Below are 5,910 nucleotides of genomic sequence, written 5' to 3'. Positions count from 1 at the left end.
CCCAACAGCTCCAGCACCAACCGCTTCAGATCGGCGTTCGACAGGCCATCAAGATCCGGGGCCGGTGACATGCAGGGGATTGAATCAGAATTGTCGCTGCGCCGGAACCCCGACCCGCCAGCTCAGCCCGGACTTTTGCCAATGTTACCGAAACCGTTCCTGCGGGCGCGCAGGGGAACACTTCGAGGGAATGCTGTGGAGAGGCACGGTAGTGCCCTCCCCCAAGATCAGTGAATGGGCAGCCCGCTGAAGCAAACTCCTGGCAGACCGTTTCAGGCCTTAGGCAGCGGGTGATCGCGCTCACCACCGAGACGGCAGTCATCAACGTCGAAGAACCGGAGCGAGCCGGGAAGCGGCTCGAAGGGCATCACCCGTGCATTGCGTAACACAAATCCGTATAGGCCGGTGAACCAAGGGGAAGGATGCTCGGTGACGCAGTCGGCGATCTCGACCTCGCCGACAATTCCCCCTCGGAGAAGATCCTCTTTCCGCGGCAAGCCTCCACCTTGCATGATCGCTTGGTGCAGCCAGTACTCGGGTGTCCGGCACGCCTGTTGAAACGCGATGTAGTCCTCCTGTCGGACCGTGGCTGTGGCGTGGATCAAGACGCGCCCGCGGAAGCGGGTCGGCCAGTCCCTGTTTTCGACATCCATCCCAGCATGGAAGATCGCCCACGCAAAAGGCTGTCGGACAGAAAGAGCAACTGTCATGCAAATGACGATCTCATCAGGGCGGACACGCTGCTTCGAGTTGAGCAACGAGCGCTTTGAGATGCTCCGGGAAAGGTGAATCCAAGATATCCCGATAGTGGCTCCTCAGGGAATGGCCGAGAATAAAGTTCACTTGCTACTGGGAGAAAGTCAGACTGTTTGGGATGTTGGTCATGATCTCACGATTGTCGCTCCGTTGCATGGGATTGTTCTCAACGTCCGCTCAGCGCCACGTCAGTTAACACATGTTAAATGTAACTCGTGCGCTCGTGATCTGGTTGCAGCAGGGCTGTGAAATGAACTATGGCCCTGATTGCTTTTTCGTGGGGCTCGAGCAGCGGCCACCCGCGCTGGGACCACAGACCGTCTCAAGGGATAGGCAGGAAGAACGACGGCCCGCAGAGGACGTCTCATACTTGCGAAAGCTTTCCCCATCATAGCCCCTTTCATCATTGCTGCTGGTCCTGATCAGCGCCCTCCGATTGTTCGTCTGGTCGACCCCACATAGAAACTGCGCAATCCGGATCACGACGGCAGATCCGACCTGCGGAATCGGACCCATAACGAAAACAATCCGTCTCCAAGGAAAACCAGAGGTTTCAAGATTCTACTCCTTCGGGCGAGCAGCGATTGGCCGGGCGAACAGCGATTGGCGGCCGTGGTCGACCCGCTACAGATTTCAGCCTGCCGTTCGACTGCCCCAACACAAACCCATGCTCCTGAAAGCCAAGCGCACGACCGCAATTAAATCCTCACAATGGATGACATGATCGGACGCGACCCTGCCAAAAGAGCGGAGGGAATGATGTGAGCTCTAGGTGGCCTGGAAGGCTCGGCGGGCTCGTTCCCGGATCTCGTCCAACTCGCCCTGGAGGGAATTGATCTACCCTTCCAACTCCTCGAGGGAGGCACATTTCGGAGTGATGAAGAGCCGGCCATCCTCGCCCCTGGTATAACGCAGGAGGACTAACCTGACGGAGGCCAGGCTATCAGGAGCTCCAGGTATGATGTCCAACTCAAAGGCTCCGAAGACATGCATGGGCCTGCCTCCTTCCGAGACTGAGACTGCCCGGATTGAGAAGGGTTGTGGAGGACTGCCGCGTCACTGCCTGTGACTAGCCTCGCGGTTTATGAACAAGACCCGATCCGCCAGCCCGGAAGAGGAGGATCGCTGAACGTCAACCCTGCCGGAATGCATTCGGGGCGGCTCGTATCCATGCCTGAGATCGGTTGGGAACTGATGGACCCGGTTGTTTCCGGATCGGAGATCGGGTCGAACTTCTGGGACCAGAGATGATGCTGCCAGAGATGATGCTGCCAGGATGTATCTGACGTCGTGCCCTCGGTTATTGTGCTCTCGGCTGCCGCAACGGAGAGGGTAAGGCTCACCAGTAACATCGCTGCTGCGGGAATTCTGACGCTGATCATCGTAGCCTCCACAGTTGGACGTGAGAACAATCCTTCTCCGCTCAACAGCGTTCCCATCGGGAGGAGACGTTTTACCAGTCATGTGCGTTGTTCATGTGGGGCGGGAGTGTTGCGTACGCCCTACCCTAGGAAGAGAGGCCCCGTTCAGTCTCTATGGCTGGACGGGGTTTCTGTTCTGGTGCACTCGCAGAGCAATGCCTCAGTGCCGAAGGCCGGGCAGCCCAATGGTACAAGAACGATGAAATCGATTCCTCGAGGAACATAGGCGCGGCTGCTGGACTGCCAGTCTATTCGTGCGGGAAGCGATTTCCTCCGGTAGCTCATCGTCGAGACCAAGGAATTCGGCCAAGCGATCCCGGGCACGATCAGCCTCAAAGATTGCCGAGACGAGACTACGGGTTCCTTCGGTGCCCTCTGGTTACTGTGAGCGTGTAGCCCGCCTGACGACGAATGCTCGCTGACAAACGAGAGCTGGGAGCACGGTCCCCACCCAAGGGCTCTGCTCAATGCAGAGCCGGTTCAAGCTCCAGGACGTAAAGCAGGCTGCCTTCTGCGCAGACGATCTCAAGGCGCCATCCGCTCCAGTCCTCACCGCTCCCGCCATTGGCGTGCCGCAGTTCGCCAATGGCGTTTCGCGCTTGGGCCGCCGCCATCTCAAGATCAATCACGTCAAGACCCGTGTCGTCCAGGATCGTTCCCCGCCCGTTGACGAGGTGAAAAAAGCAGCGCATCGGCAGTCCCTCCGCATCCGAGGCACGGACCTAGATTGGTAACACGTCTCCTCGCGTGGCAAAGCGACCACTGGGCGTAGTGAGCTGCTCCCTGGTGGCCAATCCCAGCGTCTAAACGGGAAGGCTTGCTGACGAGGTACCCATCCGATGCCAGCAAGCCGGCAACGGCGATGCCTCCGGTGTGTTAGGTCGTACGCAGGCGGGCGCCCGATCTGCTCATGGGGGCTCCCGCTGGCTCTCCGGCAAAGGCGTGCGATCGTGACTGATCTGCATGGAAGCCGGCAGGCGGATCAGGTGTCGGGGCTTTCACCAGATAGTTGTGCCTCGGCCCTGTCGATCATCCGTTCAATCTGCTCGACGAGCGCGGCCGGCGGCACTGGCTTGGGTGCGAAGACTGTTTGGGGTGGGAGATCTCCCGGGCCCGGCGCCGTCTTGCCTGAGATCACCAGCACCCCGACTTCCGGCCATCCCTGCCGGACCAGCCGCGCGAATTCGAACCCGTCGAGGGAGCCCGGCATGTCGACATCGGTCAATACCACCTTGACGTCAGGCCGCTGCTTCAGGATCTCGAACGCCTCATCGGCGTTCTCCGCTTCCAGGACCCAGTAGTCCGACTCCCGCAGGATGTCGACATGTGTCAGGCGGACCAGCGGTTCGTCCTCCACGAGGAGGATCACCGGCCTGTTCCGGATTTCGCCACGAGGTTTCATGCGTGCAGCAACGGGCGCTTGCGAATTTGGTTCCGCACTGGCAGGGATTTGGGAACTTCAGGGCTCGTTCGTGCCGAGCTAAGGCTTTGCCGGGGTTGGAGGCTGCTCGATCTCGGCCTGCGCGAATGCCGTCAGCGGCTTCGCCTGCGGGCTGAAAAGTGCGACCAGCCAGCCATCCGGGAACCGGTGCAGTTCTTCATTGTGAGCGCGGACCGCGCTGATGAGATCGCTGCGGGCTACCACCAGCTGGTCTTCCTGATGTTGGAACCCCCGCAGCTGGTTCTGCAAGGCCGTGTCGCCCGTGAGCTCGGGGTAGCGCTTGATGGTTGCATACAGCGTCTCCAAGGCATTCGAGAGGCGCTGCTGGGCCTGCTCGTAGTGGCGGAAGCGCTCCGGCTCGGCCAGGAACCCGTCGGCGTTGCGAATGGCGACCACCTCGTCGTGGGCCGCCATGACCTCGCCGAGCACCTCGCGTTCGCCCGGTGCCTTCTTCCGCACCACCTCGACCAGGGGCGGCACCTGGTCGGCCCGTTGGTGGTATTCACTGAGCACTTCGCTCCAAGCCTGCTGAGCCCGCTCCCGCAAGCCGGACACATCCCCGGGGGCACAGGCGATCACGCCAAGGGTGAGGCCGAGGGCAAGACTCCATGCTCCCAGACGAGCGCGCACTTGTTCCTCCTGCTCTGGAGGGGGCGGATGACCAGACCAACCGCCAACGGTTGGGCTATCGCTCCCGTAACCCGAGCTGGCGGCCCTGGTTCCCGCTCTGAGCTCGGGGCATCCCCGCGGACTACCCCAGTTGAACCTGATGGCAGTAGGCGCTCCCGACAGCTCGTCAGAGCTTCTTGGCCTGGGTCGCCGTTGGACGCCGGGACCGGTGCTCAACCAATACAGTGGTTTTCGGCGTATTCTCAGCCGAGTGGCCCTGGAACGGCATGGCAGCCCACACTCTTGCAGCCCTCAGCTGAAAGAGCTCGGCGGCCTGCTGCACGTCGGGATCGGGCGAGAAAGCTTGCAGGCTCTGGAGGGTGAGCACCAAGCGGCGACGGTAGGGCCACGGCAGGGCTGCCAGTGTGTCGTCCACATTCAGGCGCGCGGCCCCTTCCACTCCGGCCTGATCGGCAATGTCATCGATCCGGCTCTGGACTGCACTCAGGCTCGCCGGGGTGGGAATATCACTCATTGAGTCAATACACGGGTACGCTGCAAACCACCTGGGCAACGGCCACAGCACGCTGTTCGTTCCTCGGGCTCGGCCTTTTGCGCCAATGGCACCCTCGAAGTGAAACCTCAGCAGTGGCTGAGCGCCAAAAGCAAGAACCGGCTGATCCAACCGGAAAAGCCAAGCTAAACCTCAAAGAAGGCTGGCTAATCTTCTCCTCCAAGCCGGGCTTTAACCAGCTGTTAACCATGCCTTTACATCCTCAGGCGCAGTGAAGCCCGGAGATACCATGGCTGGTGACAGACAGAATTTTGGAACAGGCCAACTCGGCAAGGCCGCTCAGATCCGGATTGGTCGGAGATTGCGACAGATCTACCGCCCCCTCGTGGGTGAGCCGATCCCCGACGACTGCACCGACCTGATCCTTGCCCTGCGGCGGAAGGAACGGGAGCAAGGTCGGCTGGCATAGAGAGCCTTGTCGAGGGAATGGGCTCCTCACGTCCTTGCCACTCCCCCGGCATGCGGAGCCGCTTTGCCGCGAATAGCCCCGCTGAAACCGGGACCGCCAAGCACCGTTAGCTCCGCTGAGTCTTGTCCCACTCTGTAGGAGCAAGATCATGCGTAAACTGGCAGACCGTATGTTCGTTGCCGGCGGAGGTGGCTCGTCCACACTATGCGATGAGCGAGGGTTGCGCTGGATGGGCCGGCGCCGAGCCTCCCGCACAGGGGACGAGCCATGCAGCAGAAGAGCAAAGTGTTTGTCGGTCTGGATACCTCCAAACTGAAGATCTCCGTCGCCGTGGCCGAGGACGGCCGCCAGGGAGAGATCCGCTTTCTCGGCGAGATCGACAATACCCCCGAGGCGATGCGGCGCTTGGTCCACAAGCTGGCGAGCCGGCACAGCGAATTGTTGTTCTGCTACGAGGCTGGCCCCACCGGCTATGGCCTGCAGCGCCAGATCGCGGCTCTGGGACATGAGTGTGCCGTCATCGCGCCGTCGCTCATCCCCAAGCGTCCGGGCGAGCGCGTCAAGACCAACCGGCGCGATGCCCTCACCCTGGCCCGGCTGCACCGGGCCGGCGAGCTGACTGCCATCTGGGTGCCGGATCCGGGCCATGAGGCGGTGCGCGAGCTGGTGCGGGCGCGGGAGGCCGCCATGGCAGATCTGC

The 5,910-nt window shown here is 61.4% G+C and carries 8 protein-coding genes; 3 read left to right on the top strand and 5 right to left on the bottom strand.

The window, feature by feature from the left end:
- Positions 1 to 272 precede the first annotated feature (272 nt).
- The 5 genes from FS320_RS36375 to FS320_RS46420 form a co-directional block, all read right to left on the bottom strand.
- Positions 273 to 710 (bottom strand): ASCH domain-containing protein, encoded by a 438-nt coding sequence (locus FS320_RS36375; protein WP_152717207.1) that lies wholly within the window; start codon positions 708 to 710, stop codon positions 273 to 275.
- 1,931 nt (positions 711 to 2,641) lie between these two features.
- On the bottom strand, positions 2,642 to 2,869 hold the full coding sequence (locus FS320_RS36360) for a DUF6894 family protein (RefSeq protein WP_152717206.1): 228 nt from the start codon (positions 2,867 to 2,869) through the stop codon (positions 2,642 to 2,644).
- A gap of 290 nt (positions 2,870 to 3,159) precedes the next feature.
- Positions 3,160 to 3,546: a response regulator gene (locus FS320_RS36355; protein ID WP_338105635.1), complete on the bottom strand. Its 387-nt coding sequence runs from the start codon at positions 3,544 to 3,546 to the stop codon at positions 3,160 to 3,162.
- A 111-nt stretch (positions 3,547 to 3,657) separates the two neighbouring features.
- Positions 3,658 to 4,248, bottom strand: a complete 591-nt coding sequence (locus FS320_RS36350) for a LemA family protein (protein ID WP_162003476.1) — start codon at positions 4,246 to 4,248, stop codon at positions 3,658 to 3,660.
- Between the two features lie 166 nt (positions 4,249 to 4,414).
- Positions 4,415 to 4,762, bottom strand: coding sequence for a hypothetical protein (locus tag FS320_RS46420; RefSeq protein ID WP_162003475.1), 348 nt, complete (start codon positions 4,760 to 4,762; stop codon positions 4,415 to 4,417).
- On the opposite strand from FS320_RS46420, the gene FS320_RS46415 reads away from it, so the two are divergent.
- From FS320_RS46415 to FS320_RS36340, 3 genes are all read left to right on the top strand, one after another.
- Positions 4,762 to 5,016 (top strand): hypothetical protein, encoded by a 255-nt coding sequence (locus FS320_RS46415; RefSeq protein ID WP_152738957.1) that lies wholly within the window; start codon positions 4,762 to 4,764, stop codon positions 5,014 to 5,016. The two genes, FS320_RS46420 and FS320_RS46415, sit on opposite strands and share 1 nt — an antisense overlap.
- Before the next feature lie 14 nt (positions 5,017 to 5,030).
- Positions 5,031 to 5,210 (top strand): NepR family anti-sigma factor, encoded by a 180-nt coding sequence (locus FS320_RS36345; protein ID WP_152717203.1) that lies wholly within the window; start codon positions 5,031 to 5,033, stop codon positions 5,208 to 5,210.
- 267 nt (positions 5,211 to 5,477) lie between these two features.
- On the top strand, positions 5,478 to 5,910 hold a 433-nt coding region (locus tag FS320_RS36340; protein WP_152717202.1), incomplete at its 3' end, for an IS110 family transposase.

Source organism: Microvirga tunisiensis (assembly GCF_009296175.1).
Classification (GTDB): Bacteria; Pseudomonadota; Alphaproteobacteria; order Rhizobiales; family Beijerinckiaceae; genus Microvirga; species Microvirga tunisiensis.
The sequence above is the reverse complement of the archived record's forward strand: the minus strand, read 5'-3'. Positions and strand labels throughout refer to the sequence as shown.